The sequence below is a fragment of the Pseudomonas sp. FP603 genome (genome assembly GCF_030687415.1).
GTDB classification, from domain to species: Bacteria; Pseudomonadota; Gammaproteobacteria; order Pseudomonadales; family Pseudomonadaceae; genus Aquipseudomonas; species Aquipseudomonas wuhanensis.
Window position 1 is genome coordinate 5,240,871 of sequence record NZ_CP117431.1, and the last position, 17,483, is coordinate 5,258,353.

Below are 17,483 nucleotides of genomic sequence, written 5' to 3' on the forward strand. Positions count from 1 at the left end.
CTTGGTTATTACGAAGCTTTCGCTGTTTGCTTGCTTAGACTTCAACCTCTAGCCGAGTCCGATCAGCACCAGGGTCGTCTGAACCGAAAAGCGCCTGATTCAATGCCTTCCTGCTCTCACACCACAGGTCGTACTCAGGGTGGCTGCCCGCTCCCACAGTATTCACCCATTCTGGCAACTCTTTGCGCCACCGCATCTCATTCAAGTGCGACTCGCGTGACGTTGCTCCGCGACTATTAGCTCGGCCAGCAGCGCGCGTTGTGCGCCGGTGTGCACAAGTAACGTTCCAACCTGAAGGGACGCATTATCGATAGTCATTGCTCACCTCCTTTCAGCCAGAACTTGCGGAAGACGACATAGCTCGCATCGTTCAGCCCGGGGTTGAAGCGTTGGCGAGTCATAGTGCTGACCTGAGTCTCGACAGCACCTACTGGCCACTTGAAAGCAATTGGCCAGTCCCCATATGACAGGTACAGGGATGTCCCCTGCCAACTGAGGTGTAAGCGCTATGGCCAAAGGAAATGAGTTCAAGAGTGGTGACATCGTCAAGCTGAAGTCGGGGGGGCCTGAGATGACACTGAGGCACTGGTCTGCCCTCCAAGCGGGTTTTGAGTGTCAGTGGTTCGCTGGAAAAAAACTCGAGAAGGGCTACTTCAACGCTGAATCTCTTGAGCTCGTAAAGCCTGAGAAAAGCTGATGGACGCTGACTCGGTTTCAAAATGGATGCTAGCTAAGATCGAACGAGATTCGTGCGTCTATCAAGACGACGTTGTGGACTTCCTTGTCAAATCAGGCCGGGAGGATCTGTTGATCGAAAATGCAGACGGCAACCAAGTACTCGGGAAGGCTTTATTAGCCGCTTTCCGGAAGCTCACTCCCGATAACGTTGTCTGGGTGAAACCAGATCGCTACTGGCGTTTCAGGGTCGCAGAAGACGAGCCAGGTCGTGACGCTCGGGGCTAATGTGGTACTCGGGCCGCCCCATTTGGATTGCGGCCCGTTTTGGCCTGACAGCACCTCAGAACACGTACACAAAAAATAGAAAAAGGAGTTCGAAATGACGAAGCTGTTCGAAAAGCGGTTCTCTGAGCTTGAATCTCAGCTATTGGCACTTGAAGCCACCAAGACGATGAAACACAGCGAAATGATGGGGTCATTCCCTTCCATCGATGCGAATTCATTGCTTAGTTGGGGGGTAAAGGCAAAATCCCTCCTATCCAACGTTTGCGGCGAAAAGTCGCACCACATGATGACGTTTATAGAGGCAGAGAAGCCGCGCTCATACTCGAATAATTTCGAAACGCTTCAGCGCGTTAAAGCCGTCTTCCTCGCTGCCAAAGAAGATTATGAAGGTGGCTACCTCAACACCGTACGCAATTTAGTTCAGGCGGAAGTATTCGGAAGCGAGCTTGAACAAGCCGGCGAGCTACTGACCGCAGGATATGCTTCCGCAGCCGCAGTGATTGCCGGAGTGGTACTGGAAACCACCATCCGCAACCTTTGCACCGATAATGGTATCGATCATGGGAAGCTCGACAAGATGAACGCCGACCTGGCGAAAGCGAACGTTTACAACTCAATCCAGCAAAAACGCATCACCGCGATAGCAGGCATCCGCAATGCCGCAGCTCATGGCGATGTCGAGAAGTTCAACCCTGGAGATGTAAAGGGGATGATCGATGACGTTGAGCGCTTCCTCGCTACGACCCTGCAGTGATCAACACTCCAAAGAGACGCGCTCAAATCTGAGCGCATCGGGCGCCTGGACAAGATGCGAGCAGAATTGCGTGCATCTCACCAATGTACTCAGATTTGAGTGTATCTCTGGAGGCCAGGAAAAAACCCTGCAAAATCTCGCTCCCACAGTGGAATATCGCGATGTGTAACGATTTGGTCTCACTGAGACGATTTGAGCTCTTTGGCAGATCAAGTTTGTAGCGACTTTCTCTTTATTTCTCCCGAACGGCGAAAGGACAGCCGTCGCTGCGACTATCGGGCATCTGCCGTTGCGCGCAGATAGCAAGCGCCAATCGCGTCTTTACCCTGCGCTCGAGCCACCGTAGCCAAAAACAAAAAACCCTGCCTCAGCAGGGTTATTCATCGTTTTTAGCTCTGAGTCGCATGGGAAGCACTAACTTTGGCATATTCATGCGTTGAAGCTGAGATGTGACGTATTCTCGCCAATAAGGCCACACGTGATAAGAGACGTTCTTAAGAGCGAAAGCATCGAGAGCTTCTTGATCCTCGGCAATAGCATAATCTACGATATCGTAATCAGCCTCCATCGTAGCTTCGACCAGCGCTAGAACCTCAATATCGTCATCTTTCTTATCTACGTCATCTTTGCAAATAATTCTAACCCCCAGTTCAGAAGTAACTCGAAACATTCTGAACGGACCATCCTCGGCTTCAGCCTCTATAACGGCAGAAGCCGTGATAAAGTTTTTAGTCTGAAAACTCAAACGCTCACTGCGAGCATCAAACTTGGGGTCAAAATCATTACCGAGACTAGATGTAGAGTCTTTTATAAAAATATCAACTAGCTTCAGCGAAGCTATGGCCTTATTGAGCGCATCAGTACTCATGCTGCTTCTGCCGGCGAATAGCTCTTACCGCCCACAACACGCAGCGCAGACTGTCGCACAGTCTTACGCTCAATATGCGCGTTAGATACCGCATAACTCATCGCCACGCTCTGATAGTAACCCCTGCTTCCCGCATCCTGACCAACATCAAACCCGTGAAAATCGGACAGCACTGAAACTACTAACGAATTTAAACTTACATCTTCGCTTTCAGCGACATGAGTTAGATAACGATGCAGTGTTTTTGGGAGACGCAATGTCATCCTGCCGCTATAATCTTCAACGGTGGAAATCGGCGGCGGCATTGTTTTACCCGACGCTTCCATTTCTAAAGCTGTTTGCTCAATACTATCAATAACCAGCGCATATGCCTCCTCATGGGTATCGGCATATTCTTCCAGATAAGGAATTTCTTTAACGCGCGCTTGGAAGCACTCCTCGCCTTCAAAATTCCCTCTACGAATTTCGATGGAGTAGCTGCTTGCATTAATCATTTATTTCTCTCCAGTTTGTCGAGAAGGTCCTGAAAGTCACTCAAAACCCTTATCACCTTGACCACGTAAGGGGTCTTGATGATCGAATCCTTTCCATGTCCACAATTGTAGCTTGAGGACGTAAATTCCTTCAGATCGTGGTGAAAAAAAACCTTGTGCCCAGGCGTCTTTCCTTCCTTGATCGTGAAACCAAATCCTTCAAGAATGCTTCTCATTTCACCACACCTTACACCCGCTTTCCGCGAACGCAGGTCTGCGATGACGGGGCCGACTTTACAACACATATGACACCGCCGGTAGTGTCAGTTCCGAAAATTTCATCGAAATCCATCTCGGTTGGTGAGCGATTAAGGTACGCCGCAATGATGGCGCATCATACGCCAGCGCCTTCAAAATAAAAAAGCTTGCGAAATCGTAAGCTTGCGAAATCGACTCTCGCTTGAAGCGATCCTTTCGCGGTGGGCGGCGCCATTGGCAGCGTGGCGATATGTCGCAGCCAATTATTAAATTTGAGATGCGCTGGCTTATCGTCCCGGCCCGACGAGCGCGTAGTAAACGCCACGTCATTTTTTACACAGTGTGTTGAAGCCACACAGTGCGCGTCGAGACAGACCAAATGGGCCGAGTCGGACCAAATTGCCTGTTGAGAAATGTTGAAGTTGCGCGGCCGCATTCGCTAGGCGAGCATGAGTGAATTCTTGACAGACCCTAGACAGATCCAGCTCATGGCCGCGCTCGATCACGAAATCAAAACCAGATCGCCCTGGGCGCCGCTGTAGAGGAACTATCCAATTGGGTCGAAGCCTGCGGCTCAGCAGATATCGCCGACAATGTGCGCGGCGCGCTTGCCACCCTGGACGATAATCTGGACTTCATCAGGCTCGGCATCGCAAAGCTATCCACGCCGGGCAGCTCACACGCCTAACAGCAGGTTGAAGCAGGCGTAGCGCAATTGTGATCGTGGCTCACCTTTGGCCCATCCAACTCGAGGTGGGATTTCCTCACATTGCCTCGGCACCTTTTCCGCGACACGTTTTCAAAATTCGCAAAACGTGTCGCGCACTCCACTTCTTAGCGGATCTTCCTTGCGTAGCCTTTCCTAACTACGCGCGAAATGTAGCTATTTAGCCCTCTACCGGCTCTCGCCAATCGATGCATTTCCGAGATAGATCCAGGTCCTGCACTTTGATTTGTGTACAGGTACTGCGACCGGTCATTGAATTCAACTGTGATAGACCCGTTCCCTATCTCAAATGCGGCCACATTTGAGTCACCTCCCAGATTCCCATAGCGTTCCATCGTCGTTCCTTTGAGCAAGAAGTTCATCGGCAGGCCAACCATTTGCCCTGCACTCATGACGCTAGCCCAGGATCTCTGCATGCCCAAATAATGGACTGAATAACGTCGACGCTTTCGTCGCAAACCGTCCCTGCTACTCTTCGAGTTCACATGGAGGGATGCAATGAACAACACTCTGATCGCCGGCTTACTCAACGCACAGAATCAAAACCAGATCGCCCTGCGTGCCGCAGTGGAGGAGCTTTCCAATTGGGTAGAGCAGCGCGGATCGGCCGACATCGCCGACAACGTGCGCTGCGCGCTTGCCACGCTGGATGAAAACCTGGAGTTCATCAGGGACGGAATCACGGAGCTTTCAACCTCGGGCCGGCCACGTACCTGACAGCAGGCTGGAGCAGGCGTGATTCAATTGTGATCCAGGCTCACATTTGAGCCATCCGGACCAAAGTGGGATTTTCTCACTTTGCCTCGGTCAGCTCCGCGACACGTTTTCATAACTCGTCAAACGTGTCGCGACACCTGCCCTACCGAAATGGGAGGCCAGGTTGTTGTCGGAAATTCTGACATCCAGCCAACTCCCACCACCACCACCACCACCACCACCACCACCACCACCACCACCACCACCACCACCCTGTTGCAGGGTAGTGCGCCGCCCTATAGAAGCTATTCGTATCACTTTGCCTCACTCCGACTTACTGCAACAAAAACGCCCTCCTCGACCTGCTGCAAACCAACTATTTCAGTCCCATTTAATCCGGTTACGTGTAGCACCTTAGGTGCACCCTAAAAGCACTGGATATACACTCAGATCAGGCCTAATGTGAGCCTTGAACGGCTTTTACAGCTCATAGAGGACAAATCATGTCGACCCCTACCAAGCTCCGCGGCCACCAGGCCAAACCAACCCGCGCCGAAGTCAAAGCCGCCTGGGGACGCCTGCGCAACGCAGCGGATCAAGGCTGCGTCCAGGCAAATGCTCTGCTGATCGCGCTCGTTGAAAATCATCCCCTGATCGTCCCTTTGGTCACTCGATAAAGCAAAAGGCGCACAAGCGCCCCATAAGAACGCAGGCGCTTTTTTTGTGCCTGTCGTTTCGAGTTATGGCGGCTGTTTGTGGGTGGCGTTCGCGCCTGCCGGTTTTTTTTTGCCCCGCTTGACCAACCTGCATACAGTCCGCCTCCATTCGTTTGATCGCGAAGGTGGCGGCTTCCCAGCAAAAGGAGCTGTACCTCATGCAACATGACGCCAGCTCAACCATTAACAGTTTTGTCAGGTAATCCCAGGAGCTAACTATGAGCAGGAAAACGTTAATCAGTGCAGTTCTACTGGAGACGGATCGTGTCTGGGGGGAGGATGGCTTTGGGGGCGAGCCTGATGAGTATGCTTGGCTTGCTGTGACGTTTGGCATTACTTATGACCAAGATGTGCAATGGCAACTTATTCTGGATCACGCTTGCGATTGTCTGGAGGATGATGACTTCGAGGACGAAAAGTTGATGTTATTTCTAGAGGACGAAGGTGCGGTGATGCGTTTTCTTAATACATTCCTTGAAATGTACCAATGCTCATCAGCGGTATTTCCTCGTCCAGTATCTTGAGGGCCTGCTCCAGCCCCACGGGTGTCCCCAAAACCGGGGAGCCCGCCAAGTCAGATTTCAAATCCAGCGTGGATAGAGGTTGGGAGGGGATGCGCTGGGGGCGGTGTGATGACGCCACACCAGCCTACGCAAATCAGATCTACGTCCAGTCGTTCAGATTTGGGTGCCCCTTCCATGGTCCGTTGATGACATCTCCCATCGCTGGAAGAGCTACGCACGGGGCTCTACAGGAGAGGCGGCCCGTGGGGGCAATTGACGACTCAATGTTAGTAAAAAACAAGACCAGGAACTATATGCGTGATGGGGTTTTCAGCCAAAACACCTGCTTTTGGGTGTAAACCACAGCGGGGGTTTCGTGTCTCGAAACCTCTTGGTTCGCGGTAAGCGTCCGCCCAACTCACATTGTGTGACTCAGGCAGCTATCAATCACCTCTATGCCATTTGCCCTGATCCCTGCGGCTAAGTGCTCCATGGCCGATGAACTGGTATGGTTGCGAACTGATTTCTGTGACAGAGCTTGCGGCCCACGAGGCTTCATCTGTAGCGCATTGATTTACAGGGAACGGGATAACTGCAAGTGGAAGCGTCTGCTAGCCAAGGAGAGATTGCGCGATGGAGCAGTATTTTGTATGGAACACCGACCCTGTACTGATGCGGTTCGGAGTGCTCGATATCCACTGGTACGGCCTCCTGTTCGCAGCCGCGTTTGGCTTCGGTATGGCGATCATGAGGTTTATCTTCAGACGAGAAGGTAAGCCTGAGGGTGACCTGGACGCTCTGCTGATCTATCTCGGCTTGGGTACAGTGCTCGGCGCCCGGCTTGGGCACGTGCTGTTTTACGATCCAGCGTTTTACTTCAGCAATCCTGCGGAAATCCTAGCCATCTGGAAAGGCGGTCTAGCAAGCCACGGCGGCGCTATTGGACTCGCCCTTAGCCTCTATCTATTCTGCCGACGTCGTTCCGACATAGGCTATCTCTGGCTGCTGGACAGGATTGCCATAGTAGCTCTTTTGGGCGGCTGCCTGATCAGAGTGGGCAATTTCTTCAATTCTGAGATCGCCGGTGTTCCGACGGATATTCCGTGGGCAATTGTATTCTCCCGAATTGATACGCTGCCTAGGCACCCCACACAACTCTATGAAGCATGCGTCTATCTTGTAATGTTTTTGCTGATGTTCTTGCTGTACCAGAAACGCCGCGCCCCCCTGGAACCGGGGTTCCTGAGCGGGTTGTTTTTGTCAGCAGTTTTCTCGGCGAGATTCCTGCTTGAATTCACCAAGATGCACCAAGCCAGCTATGACTATTCCCTGCCACTAAACGTTGGCCAACTGTTGAGCATTCCGCCTGTTCTCGTCGGGCTAACGCTCATGGTTCTAGCCAAACGGAGTGGCAGAAAATTGCTATGTGAGCAAACGAGTTAGGCAATAGGCCGGCTGTGGGCAAGAAGGGTGAAACCTTGCCACCTGTGTGGCAGCAACTGATCGATTTCACTCGCCCGCTGCGTAGGCAGCCGCGTGAGGACGTCCTTCAAATAGGCATAGGTGACTTGGCCGGACGGTTACAACCATAGCGGGGGTTCGTGCCTCGAAACCTCTTGGTTCGCGCAAGTAACTTGACGTTGGAAAACGACCCAGAAGCCTCACTGAGTAATCTGGGAAACATTAGGTTTTATTACCAAAGCACTGAGCACTCCGCTTGAGCATTAGCTTTCGTCAATCACAAAACCCGAATCGCGTGGGCCTAAGTACAGCAGTTTCGATATCCCCCAGCTCAAGACGTTCACGTCTTTCACGGACGCTAAACTCAACCGCGGCTGTCGAGAGCTGACCTAGCAAAGTGACCAGCTTTGCACCACCACAGATCCGGTCATCAAACTGGGAATGTCGCGCTCGAATGCGAGCAAGGGTTTCGCTGGCTTGCCTAGCGATTTCGAGTGCCTTGCGCAGCCCAACCCTATCTTGACCGAAGCCGACCATCAATACGCCAACGCGGTTCGCCGTAAGGTGTGTTAGCGACTCAAGTGACTCGGTCATGCCCCTCTGAACAGCGCCAGCGATTGCCGCGCTGGGAACATTCTCAGGCGTCGGTCGGCGTGTTGGCACACCCGTCAATCCGAGCAGAAAATCTGCACTCACACCATACAGGCTGGCATACCGCAGAATCTGAAGGGTGCCAGGCAAGCGGCGGCCTTTTTCATGTTGGCAGACCTGTCCAAGATTCCGCTGACTTAAAGCTTTCCTAGCATCATCAAGAGTCATTCCTGCCGCTGCCCTGGCAAGCTTAAGCCTCCTACCCAACTGAGCTGCCAACGTACTCTCAGCTTGGGGATCAATCCGAATTGCCATTAAGCTGAGTGCCCCGCAGCTATACGCTGCGGCAAGGCTTCGATACGGGCTAACATTTGGGCTGTCTCGCGAATGGCTTGACGGCGACCTTCAGCATTATGCCGCAACTCCTGCGCTCGCAAAGTCAGCGCCTTAACATCTGGCTCCGGTCCGATAGCGGCCAATACCTGAGATTCGGTCAAACCGGTTTTAATTAAAGCGGCGAACTTGCGCTGGTACTCAGAACTCGCCACCCTGCACTTAAGCTCGAGGTGCTCCGCCTCGGCATCGAGCTCCCGGGAGTTAACCCTTTCAGCCATCGCAACCTCATCATTAAGCAGACGGTGAGCAGTCTCGCTTTCGACTTTACGCGCCTGTTGAGCAACCTTGCGCCTAACTTCCAGATCGTCCAGAACCCCTTTTTTGAATGCGCGAATATCGCCCCCAGCATCGTCAAAAGCGAATCGGAGCTGGTCGATAGTTTCATCATACCCACCCGCGTCAACGACTGCGGCGCGCGCCTTCAAAACAGCGACGGACAACGCTAGGATATCTGCCTGTGCTTGCTGAGCATCGCTCATGATTGACCCTCCGGTCATTTGATTGAGACTGAAGTTTGACCTATTGGCTCGATGATCGAATGGCCAGTATTCCGGCTTGCTCAAGCTCAATGGTTACAGCTATACCCAAGAGGGCGAACTCAACCAGACGCGGGTGCTCATCGGCGCTATGTGCATTGGTAGCAAAGCCGTTGCGGTGGGCGTTGTGGTCCGCGAGAAAAAAGACGGGCGCCATCACCGCTACCACTTCGAACTGCGCGACAAAGCGTAACGCCAGAAACGCAAAACCCCGGGCAAGGCCGGGGTTTGTGGGGGTTGCTAGAGGTACCTTCTGACGCCGATACCAGCCCCACTCAGCTGGCGTTAGGAATTCAGACCTGCTCTTCGCAACGACTTCAACTTACGCCTGATCACAACACTTGTCGAATGACTGCTGAGTTATCGATTACCGCCCTTGCAGCAAAGCTGCCCGAAGGCGTGCGTTATCGCCCGCGCCTATGCGTTAGCACCTGCTCTAAAGGTATTGTCTCTGAGCTACCGGCTCGAATATCAAGCAGACGCCGCTCTGCGATACTCAAATCTTCAATATCGTCGAGATGTAGCGCAATGGCTTGGGTGACGTAAAAAGCTGTGGACCTGCCAGTAGCTTTAGCGAGCTTTTGAAGGCGTTCTTCAAGATCGGGTGGCAAATGGAGAGTAAGCATGGGTGGGCCCCTGAGCTAATCATTACGCCAGCATAGCAAATGGGCTGATCCCTCACGGTCAGTTTACGACTATGTCGGCACTTCGCTGTTTTCTGCCTGCCTAGGTTACGTAACGCGACTTCAGCAAGCGCTTACAGCGCAAGGGCTTTGAGTGATGGAACACACCTGGCTCTCTAGCAATTATCTCACTGCCCTCTAGACGCAATGGAGCCTCTGAACGGCATGGCGTCCAGTCTCTATATGTGGAGAAATTCCTTGTCCATATGTGGGGAGATGTCTTGTGCCGTCCGTGTACAAAGTGTGCAGAACTACTAAATAGATAAATTTCTTAAAAAAATCTCTATATCTAGAGAAAAATCTTGTCTTTGGCCTATTTTTTAGGGGAAACATTTTCTGGTTGGTCGCTCGGGATGGCGTTGGCCAGGAGATATATGTGGAGAAATACCTTGGCCATATGTGGAGAGATGTCTTGTGCCGTCCACAGACCAAGTATGGATAGACGGAAGTGAAAGCCCGCTGTTCAATTCGAAACCATGTAGTGCAGTACTTTTTTGGCGATCCGGCTCTTGTTGGGTCACGTGCAAATCGAAGAGGTTGCGGCGCGCATCCGCGTCCTTTCGTTGACCAGCAAAATTCTCGCTCTTGTCCAAAGGCTAGAAGTTCAATTTCAACCCCATCCCTCGTAATTAGGCACGCCTCCAGCATTGTCATCCGCAGGTAAGCAGTAGTAGAGCCATTCATCATGTGCTTGATCTTGAGGTCTTTTGCGTGAAGCAATGGCAAGAGCTGACTGCCGTATAACCCCTATCACGCTGGAGGACGCTGATGGGGTGTAAACCATAGCGGGAGTTTCGAGCCTCGAAACCTCTTGGTTCACGCATGCAACTTGACATTGGAGAACGACCCAATGCTTCGTTGGGTAATCTGGGAAACATTAGGTTTTATGTCCAAAGCACCGTGTGAAGTGGGTCGCTGGTGGTGGTCACTGCGCTCGGCGGGCCGCCCGTCGACATCAGCTGCTTGTTGCGTAATTGCATCGCACATGACCACCAAATTGCATTACTACTGACCAGTCATTTGCATTCGTGGTGACCACCGTTTGCATCCGGTTGACCAATGCGCGCACAAGAGACGAGCGACAGAGAGCGGCCATTCTGAGCCATTCGCGACAGGCAGCAATCGGCCAGAACCGTCTATCCATCAGTAGCCGCTGTGGCCGCTAAAGTTTGAGGCCTCCGCTCATGCGAAATGGCCTCTCGACATCAAGGATGCACCTCCGTCTGTGAGCGGCTGCGAAACGAATCGTTCGCTGATCCCAATCCTGGCGCAGTTGTACTCGACGACCAGGCACCGGCGTTGGTCATCGCTAAGCCAAAGCTGGTCTCCTATCGCGTGAGTCAGACCGGGACCTCCTTCCATGATGCGGTCCACTGCCTCCCGAAACGTAGCGGCATCAATGCGTAGATCGAGCAGGTTGCCGATGTAAACCTCAACGCCCCACTTGTCTGCTAGCTCGTAGGCGAGTCGTACCTTCCTGCATGCTCTCTGCACTTCCTGCAGCCGATCTTGGCTGTGCACCAGGCTGATCCCGAAGACTCCTGGGTGGAGATTATCCTTGATGCGCTCCTCAGTACTACGTAGACCTATCCGCCCAACGATGTCCCATCCCGCCGCAATTCTGTCGATGAGAGTCGCGTAGCTCTCGAATGCTTCGCGCTCACGGAACAGAGTGGGCGGTTGCCGGGTGCTCTCCGGCCAGTAGTAGGTACCAAGCTTCATTTCGCTGGCGATGGTGAAAGCGTCAGGTCGGCCGTTGATCTCCATCAACCACTTTACGCCCCCTACCGTGCTCGCCCGGAGGAAGACATCGCCCTGAGATGATGTCGGGTTGTACTTGCACATGATCGTCGCCTTAAGATCAACAGCCTCCAACGCTAGCTCCCCCGTCTCAGGAACGCGTGCCGATATGCTGACCTGGCCATAATCGATCAGCCTGACGTCGTAGGTGCCGGCCTCATACAGTCTCTGGTTGAACTGCGTGGCAATCTCGGTGGCCCATCGGTATTCGCTGGCAATCGCCGTGGTGATAATGGCAGTCTGATCAGAACGCCCAACTTGCTGAATCACGATTGGAAGGGGCTTTCGGGAGAATGAGGACGGGGGCTTCGCGATCGGATGAGCGTCCAAACAGAGGTCGCCGATAAAGCGCTTTCCGACCTCACGGATCTTCTCGATAATCGAGGCTACCACCAAATCAGGAAGATGGTCCCGAACGATCTGATCAAACCGCTGAACGCCCATCCATCGAACCAGATAGGCGGCATCAAACTGGGTAACGGTGAGATGCTGGGCAAACTCCCTTACACGCTTCATCTCATGAATACGCGGGGCAGGGTATTCCCAGCGGAACTTGTCGATCAAGTCGCTGCAGTAAATACACATCCAGGTGCCGTTGGATTGGTCTTTGATCTCCTCCTCAGTCATGCCAACTGGAGGTCTAGGACCATTCTCAGAAGCGGCATAAATGTGAGCGGCCACACCTGTGCCGATGAGGCCATCCTTCCTTTTCTTGCTCTGCCCTGGGGCCTTGGTATTCCGCAGGCAGTCATAGTGCGAGCAGATGTACCCCGCTCTGCCGGCCAGCACTTTTTTTGTGGGCATGCTGAACTCGACCCGGTCGTCCTTCGCCTCACTCATCTACCAGTTCCTTTAAACACGATGGATCAAGGATGGCAATGACGTGCGGGTTCTTCAAGCGAATTTGGGGGGAGGCGACGCTTCCGATAGGGCCTCTAGGCTCATCTGGTTAGCCCGAGCTAGTCTGGCCGAGCCGACTGCCGACTGCCGCCGGACGTGAAGGACTGCTATGGGTTTTCTGCCATTCGCGACGGGCAGAAAACGGCCGATTCTGTTGAAAAAGTCGGCCATGGTTTGCTCAACGGAAAAGTGCGCGTCTGAGATTGAAATCTTTACTTTGAGCAGAGGCTTCCGGATTCAGATTTCACGTAGAAGCGTGCAAAAAAGGCGTTTTCACCGGTCAATGATCAGGCAGTTTGGGCGGACCGACTTTTTCAACAGAATCGGCCAAAAGGAGTCAGTCGCAGTGTCCAAAATCTGTGAGTAAACTTGGTCGTCTCGTTCACGGTTTATCTGTCGAGCTTCCGCCGTCGTTGAAGAAATCGTCCGCTACAACCATGCCGAAATTGTCAGTTAATTTGTCCTATTCATTTTCACTGAACATCGTTTGGGTACGCCTTTCCTGCTTAAGTCTGGCAACTGCCTGGAAAAAGCAGCGTTCAAAGAGGTGTATCTCATCTGACCCTGGAAGGCTGCGCCGCGCGCCTGAACGTCTCTAACACCGTGCGGACCCAGCTGCGTGCACTGTTTCGCAAAACCGGCCCCCCCGCCAGGCGCAACTGATCAACCTCTTTACTCGGCTGATCGGGGGTTGAGGACTTGTTTGTCCTGCAACCCCCGGCATCTTAGACGTACAGCTGCACATCGTTCGCCGTCAGAGTCGCTACTCCGGTCAGGGTCAACACCGCGACGGCGTTGCCATTGGCTGCGCCCTCGGCATCGTAATAGAGCGTGTGGTCATCCTGGTTGAATACAAGATGCGCGCCTGCCGTCTCATGCTGCGCACCGCTGACATTGGCCAGTGACTCGCTGACGGTCTGGGTATAGGCGGAGTCTTCACTGCCAGCGGCCAAGGTCACCGGGCCGCTCACCAGCGGCGCGGTAGTATCGAGGGTGAGTGTGCTGCCGGTGCCATTGACGGTGTTGCCGGCCGTGTCGCTGGCCGTTACCGACACATTGATCGGGCCATCGCTCAGGCTGGACAGGTCGGCGCTGCCGTCGACGCCGACGACGCTTTGGCTGCCATCGCTGAAACTGACGGTGGCGCTGGCGTCCGCGTCGAGGCCGGTAACCGTGTAGGCGACCGCCGTTTTCTCGGCGTTGTTGATAAGGGAATCGGCCAGCGTGACCGTCAGGTCGCCGCTCATGTCGGCGGTGGTGTCGAGTGTCAGGCTGCCGGCGCTCGTGAAGGTAAGATCATCCACCGCGAAGTTCGAGCCCCCGTCGTGGATCGCCAGAAACGCGATCGGGTCGCCCGGGGAGGTCACGCTCATCAGCATATTATTTGTTGCCCCAGGCGTCGATGCTTGCCCTACCAGCACGCCTGAGGCGTTGTAAGCATAGAGGCCGATACTCGTTGAACCCGAAACATAGGCCGACACCGATTGGATATTGCCGGTAATGGCCAAATCGAAGGTGAAGGTCATTAATCCCGTTGGAGCTGAGGAGAGGTTCGATCCTGAGGAAGCAGGCCATGGGGAAAAAATAGCATCAAGAGTTGTGCAGCCAGACAAGATGACGCCAAGACCCTGGTACTGCGACGTCAACGGAGTACCATTTGCATACTCATCGAACGTCAGAGTGGTAGTCGGGCCGCTGTTGCTGGCGCTGTTGCCGACGACATCGGTGGCGACGATCGACACGTTGATCGGGCCATCGCTCAGACTGGACAGGTCGGCGCTGCCGTTGACGCCGACGACGCTTTGGCTGCCATCGCTGAAACTGACGGTGGCGCTGGCGTCCGCATCGAGGCCGGTAACCGTGTAGGCGACCGCCGTTTTCTCGACGTTATTGATAAGGGAATCGGCCAGCGTAACCGTCAGGTCGCCGCCCGTGTCGGCGGTGGTGTCGAGCGTCAGGCTGCCGGCGCTCCTGAAGATAAGGTCATCCACTGCGAAGGTTGTGCCCCCGTCGTGGATCTCCAGCCGCGTGATCGGGCTGCCAGCGGAGGTCACGGTCAGCAGGGTATTAGATGGAGCCCCAAGCGGCAACAGCGCTTGCCCTACTAGCGCGCCCGCGGCGTTGTAAGCAAAGAGGCCGGTATCCTGTGAACCCGAAACATAGGCCGACACCGTTTGGATATTGCCGGTAATGGCCAAATCGAAGGTGAAGGTCATCAAACCCGATGGAGCATAGGAGATGTTCGTTCCTGAGTTAGCAGGCCATACGGAATCAGCAGCATTAATATTTATGGCGCCAGACACGGTGACGCCAAGACCCGCGTACTGCGTACTCAACGAACCATGTGGAATATCATCGAACGTCAGACTTTTAGTCAGGCTGTTAGTCAGGTTGCTGGCGCTGTTGCCCGCAACATCGGTGGCGACGATCGACACGCTGATCGGGCCATCGCTCAGACTCGACAGGTCGACGCTGCCGTTGACGCCGACCACGTGGTGATTGCTCGTGTCGCTGAAGGTGATTGTGGCGCTGGCGTCCGCGTCGAGGCCAGTAACCGTGTAGGCAACCGCGGTCTTTTCGGCGTTGTTGATCAGGCTGTCGTCGAGCATGACCCTCAGGTCGTTACCGACATCGGCGCTGGTATCGAGGGAGTAGCTGTGGCCGGTGCCGGCTTGGCTGTTGCCGGCGGCATTGATGGTCTGGACCAGCAAGCCGGTGCCGCTGCTGATGAGGGTGACGTCGCTGGCGATCCAGCTATGGGTGGCGCTATCGGCCGCCGCATTGACCCAGGTGGTGCCACCATCGGCGGAGACCTGGATGGTCTCGCCGCTGTTCAGTATGCCGGTGTAAGTGCCGCTCACGGTCTGGGTTTCGAAGTTAGTGATGAAGTCGCCGGCGGTGCCGCTGTCATCGCTCAGCGCGGTCACCGTGGCCACTGCGGAGGGTGCATCGTCAACCGGCGCGAGACTGAGGTTGGCCGAAGTGGCAACCGTCGCGCCAGCGCTGTCGGCAATCACTAGTGCAAAATTCACCAGGCCGTTGCGATCCAGCGTCGGGGTGAAGGTCCAGCTACCGTCGGGGTTGGCGGTGATCGAGCCGTCGGCCGGGTTGACGCTGACACTCTGCACGCTCAGGCTGTCGCCGATATCGACGTCGCTGGCGTTGGCCAGCAACTGGGCAGCAGTGAAGGTGTAGGCGCTGTCCTCCACGCCGTCCGGCAAACTAACCGGCCCCGATACGGTCGGCGCATCATTGACCGGCGTCACATTGACACTCAGGATATTGGCATTGACCGCGAAGGCCGTGCCGTCGCTGACCTTGAAGCCGATGCTGACGTAGCCGTTGCCATTACCATTGAGGGCCGGGACGAATTGCAGTTTGCCGGCGTCAAGGTCGGCCTTACTGATGACCTGGTCCTGAACCACCGCGACCCAGGCACTGCCGTTGTTGTACTGCAGGCTGCCGAGCAGCGGCAGGCTGGTGATTTTCACCGCGGCCAGCGGGGTATTTTCCGGGTCGCTGTAGGTGCCGAAGTCGGCGCTGCCTAAGATGACCAGCGTGTCCTCCAGGGTGGTCTGGCTGTCGTTGGTGGAGGTCGGCGCGACGTTGCCTGGGCTGGTAGCCGCGGCCTTGAGGGCGGCGGTGTTCCAGACCACGTTGTTGCCGAAGCGAAGCTGGTCGATCTCGTAATCGGTGCCCAGATAAAAGTTTTTCAGGGTCAGGGTCTGTGAGGTCGCCAGCACCACCATCTGCAGGTCATTGCCGGTGTGCACGAAGCGCACGTTGTTACTGTTGAGCCCCACCAGTTGCACGGTATCGACGTCGGCGTTGGCACCGCCGCTGTTATCGATCACGTCGTTGCCATAGTTGGTGCCATAGAGGTAGGTGTCGTTGCCGCGGCGGCCGGCGAGAAAGTCATCACCGGTACCACCATCGAGGAGGTTATTGCCGGTGTTGCCGGTCAGCTGGTTGGCCAGGGCATTGCCGGTGCCATTGAGATTACTTTTGCCGGTGAGTTCGAGATTTTCCAGGTTGGCGCCCAGGCTGTAGTTCAGCGAAGCGCGGACAGTATCGTTACCGCCACCTGCCAGTTCGGACACGCTGTCGCCACTCTGATCGACGATGTAGGTATCGTCACCGCTGCCGCCCGCCATGCTGTCGGTGCCAGCACCGCCGTCAAGCAGGTTATTACCGGCGTTGCCGATCAGGCTGTTGGCCAGCGAGTTACCGACGCCATTGATGTTGGCGCTGCCGGTCAGAGTCAGGCGCTCGACGTTGTTACCCAAGGTGTAGCTGATACTGGCCTGGACCAGATCATCGCCGGCGTTGTTGGCCTCCACCACCACATCACCGGCGGCATCAACCACATAAGTGTCATTGCCCACGCCGCCTTCCATGCGGTCGTTGTCGCTGCCGCCGTCCAGCGTGTCATTACCGCCGTTGCCATACAGCGTATCGTCTCCACCCAGGCCGAGGAGACTGTCATCGGTGGGATTACCGTTGATCACGTCGGCGCCATCGGTCGGCACGACGGGCGGGTAATAGAGATTGGCCAGCACCACGCTGGCACTCCAACGGCTGCCATCAGCGAACTGGATTCGGTCGATCGCGTGATCCGCATCGAGAAAGTTCTGGCTCACGGTGAGGGTCTCGCCACTTGCCAAAACGCTGAGCACCAGATCGTTGCCGATGCGGGTCAGGCGGATCTGGTTGGCATTGAGGTTGGTCAGCAGGAGGGTGTCGACGTCGTTGTTGACGCCACCGGAATTGTCGATCACATCGAAGCCATAGCCCTGGCCGAACCGATAAGTATCGCTGCCGCGTCCACCAACAAGCAGGTCATTACCAGTGCCGCCGTCCAGCGTATCGTCACCACCGTTGCCGTAGAGTGTGTCGTTACCGCCCAGGCCATTGAGGGTGTCATTGCTGGCGCTACCCGTCAGGATATTGGCATTATCATTGCCATTTACAGTGGCCATGAGCAAACCCCTCTAGAGTTAATGGCATTTTGACGGTTTGAGTGTAGTTCGCGGCAAATACCCAGCCTCATTCATTTGAATGATCAGTAAGCCTTTCGTCTGATGTCCCAACGAACCTGCAATACCGCGCACAACTGTCCCCTCTCGCGCTGCGATTAGTGGTGAATACATCGGAGCAA

General features: G+C 54.8%; 16 protein-coding genes and 1 pseudogene. 8 read left to right on the top strand and 9 right to left on the bottom strand.

Features of this window, described 5'->3' with window-relative positions; translation table 11 throughout:
* Positions 1-508 precede the first annotated feature (508 nt).
* The 3 genes from PSH65_RS24185 to PSH65_RS24195 all read left to right on the top strand — a co-directional run bounded on the left by PSH65_RS24185 (position 509) and on the right by PSH65_RS24195 (position 1,717).
* The gene (locus PSH65_RS24185) at positions 509-697 is read left to right on the top strand and encodes a YodC family protein (protein WP_305422807.1); all 189 of its coding nucleotides are present in this window, start codon (positions 509-511) and stop codon (positions 695-697) included.
* The gene (locus tag PSH65_RS24190) at positions 697-963 is read left to right on the top strand and encodes a hypothetical protein (protein ID WP_305422809.1); all 267 of its coding nucleotides are present in this window, start codon (positions 697-699) and stop codon (positions 961-963) included. The genes PSH65_RS24185 and PSH65_RS24190 overlap by 1 nt, the downstream gene beginning before the upstream one ends.
* Before the next feature lie 94 nt (positions 964-1,057).
* The gene (locus PSH65_RS24195; RefSeq protein WP_305422810.1) at positions 1,058-1,717 is read left to right on the top strand and encodes a DUF4145 domain-containing protein; all 660 of its coding nucleotides are present in this window, start codon (positions 1,058-1,060) and stop codon (positions 1,715-1,717) included.
* 376 nt (positions 1,718-2,093) lie between these two features.
* Here PSH65_RS24195 and PSH65_RS24200 read toward each other — a convergent pair whose 3' ends face one another.
* From PSH65_RS24200 to PSH65_RS24210, 3 genes are read right to left on the bottom strand one after another with little or no spacing between them, the layout of a single operon-like run.
* On the bottom strand, positions 2,094-2,585 hold the full coding sequence (locus PSH65_RS24200) for a hypothetical protein (protein WP_305422811.1): 492 nt from the start codon (positions 2,583-2,585) through the stop codon (positions 2,094-2,096).
* The gene (locus tag PSH65_RS24205) at positions 2,582-3,079 is read right to left on the bottom strand and encodes a toxin-antitoxin system HicB family antitoxin (RefSeq protein ID WP_305422812.1); all 498 of its coding nucleotides are present in this window, start codon (positions 3,077-3,079) and stop codon (positions 2,582-2,584) included. The genes PSH65_RS24200 and PSH65_RS24205 overlap by 4 nt, the downstream gene beginning before the upstream one ends.
* Positions 3,076-3,294: a hypothetical protein gene (locus tag PSH65_RS24210; protein ID WP_305422814.1), complete on the bottom strand. Its 219-nt coding sequence runs from the start codon at positions 3,292-3,294 to the stop codon at positions 3,076-3,078. Before PSH65_RS24210 ends, PSH65_RS24205 begins: the two co-directional genes overlap by 4 nt.
* Before the next feature lie 1,247 nt (positions 3,295-4,541).
* On the opposite strand from PSH65_RS24210, the gene PSH65_RS24215 reads away from it, so the two are divergent.
* The 4 genes from PSH65_RS24215 to lgt all read left to right on the top strand — a co-directional run bounded on the left by PSH65_RS24215 (position 4,542) and on the right by lgt (position 7,401).
* Positions 4,542-4,760 (top strand): hypothetical protein, encoded by a 219-nt coding sequence (locus PSH65_RS24215; RefSeq protein WP_305422815.1) that lies wholly within the window; start codon positions 4,542-4,544, stop codon positions 4,758-4,760.
* A gap of 482 nt (positions 4,761-5,242) precedes the next feature.
* The gene (locus PSH65_RS24220; RefSeq protein ID WP_305422816.1) at positions 5,243-5,416 is read left to right on the top strand and encodes a hypothetical protein; all 174 of its coding nucleotides are present in this window, start codon (positions 5,243-5,245) and stop codon (positions 5,414-5,416) included.
* A gap of 257 nt (positions 5,417-5,673) precedes the next feature.
* Positions 5,674-5,979: a hypothetical protein gene (locus PSH65_RS24225; RefSeq protein WP_305422817.1), complete on the top strand. Its 306-nt coding sequence runs from the start codon at positions 5,674-5,676 to the stop codon at positions 5,977-5,979.
* A gap of 612 nt (positions 5,980-6,591) precedes the next feature.
* A complete protein-coding gene (gene lgt, locus PSH65_RS24230; RefSeq protein ID WP_305422818.1) occupies positions 6,592-7,401 on the top strand; it encodes a prolipoprotein diacylglyceryl transferase in 810 nt (269 codons plus the stop codon).
* Here lgt and PSH65_RS24235 read toward each other — a convergent pair.
* The 3 genes and pseudogenes from PSH65_RS24235 to PSH65_RS24245 form a co-directional block, all read right to left on the bottom strand.
* Positions 7,398-7,535: pseudogene (locus PSH65_RS24235) on the bottom strand (transposase domain-containing protein); the annotation flags it as partial. The gene lgt and the pseudogene PSH65_RS24235 overlap by 4 nt on opposite strands.
* Before the next feature lie 157 nt (positions 7,536-7,692).
* The gene (locus PSH65_RS24240) at positions 7,693-8,238 is read right to left on the bottom strand and encodes a hypothetical protein (protein ID WP_305422820.1); all 546 of its coding nucleotides are present in this window, start codon (positions 8,236-8,238) and stop codon (positions 7,693-7,695) included.
* Positions 8,239-8,324: 86 nt separating this feature from the next.
* On the bottom strand, positions 8,325-8,885 hold the full coding sequence (locus PSH65_RS24245) for a hypothetical protein (protein WP_305422822.1): 561 nt from the start codon (positions 8,883-8,885) through the stop codon (positions 8,325-8,327).
* A 76-nt stretch (positions 8,886-8,961) separates the two neighbouring features.
* On the opposite strand from PSH65_RS24245, the gene PSH65_RS24250 reads away from it, so the two are divergent.
* Positions 8,962-9,135 carry a hypothetical protein gene (locus tag PSH65_RS24250; RefSeq protein WP_305422823.1) on the top strand — a complete coding sequence of 58 codons (174 nt, stop codon included), beginning with the start codon at positions 8,962-8,964 and terminating at the stop codon, positions 9,133-9,135.
* Positions 9,136-9,346: 211 nt separating this feature from the next.
* Here the strand turns inward: PSH65_RS24250 and PSH65_RS24255 are convergent, their stop codons facing one another.
* From PSH65_RS24255 to PSH65_RS24265, 3 genes are all read right to left on the bottom strand, one after another.
* The gene (locus PSH65_RS24255) at positions 9,347-9,568 is read right to left on the bottom strand and encodes a ribbon-helix-helix protein, CopG family (protein WP_305422824.1); all 222 of its coding nucleotides are present in this window, start codon (positions 9,566-9,568) and stop codon (positions 9,347-9,349) included.
* Positions 9,569-10,807: 1,239 nt separating this feature from the next.
* Positions 10,808-12,265, bottom strand: coding sequence for a hypothetical protein (locus tag PSH65_RS24260; RefSeq protein ID WP_305422825.1), 1,458 nt, complete (start codon positions 12,263-12,265; stop codon positions 10,808-10,810).
* A 785-nt stretch (positions 12,266-13,050) separates the two neighbouring features.
* Complete coding sequence (locus tag PSH65_RS24265) at positions 13,051-17,304, bottom strand: cadherin-like domain-containing protein (protein ID WP_305422826.1); 4,254 nt, start codon at positions 17,302-17,304, stop codon at positions 13,051-13,053.
* Positions 17,305-17,483: the final 179 nt, after the last annotated feature.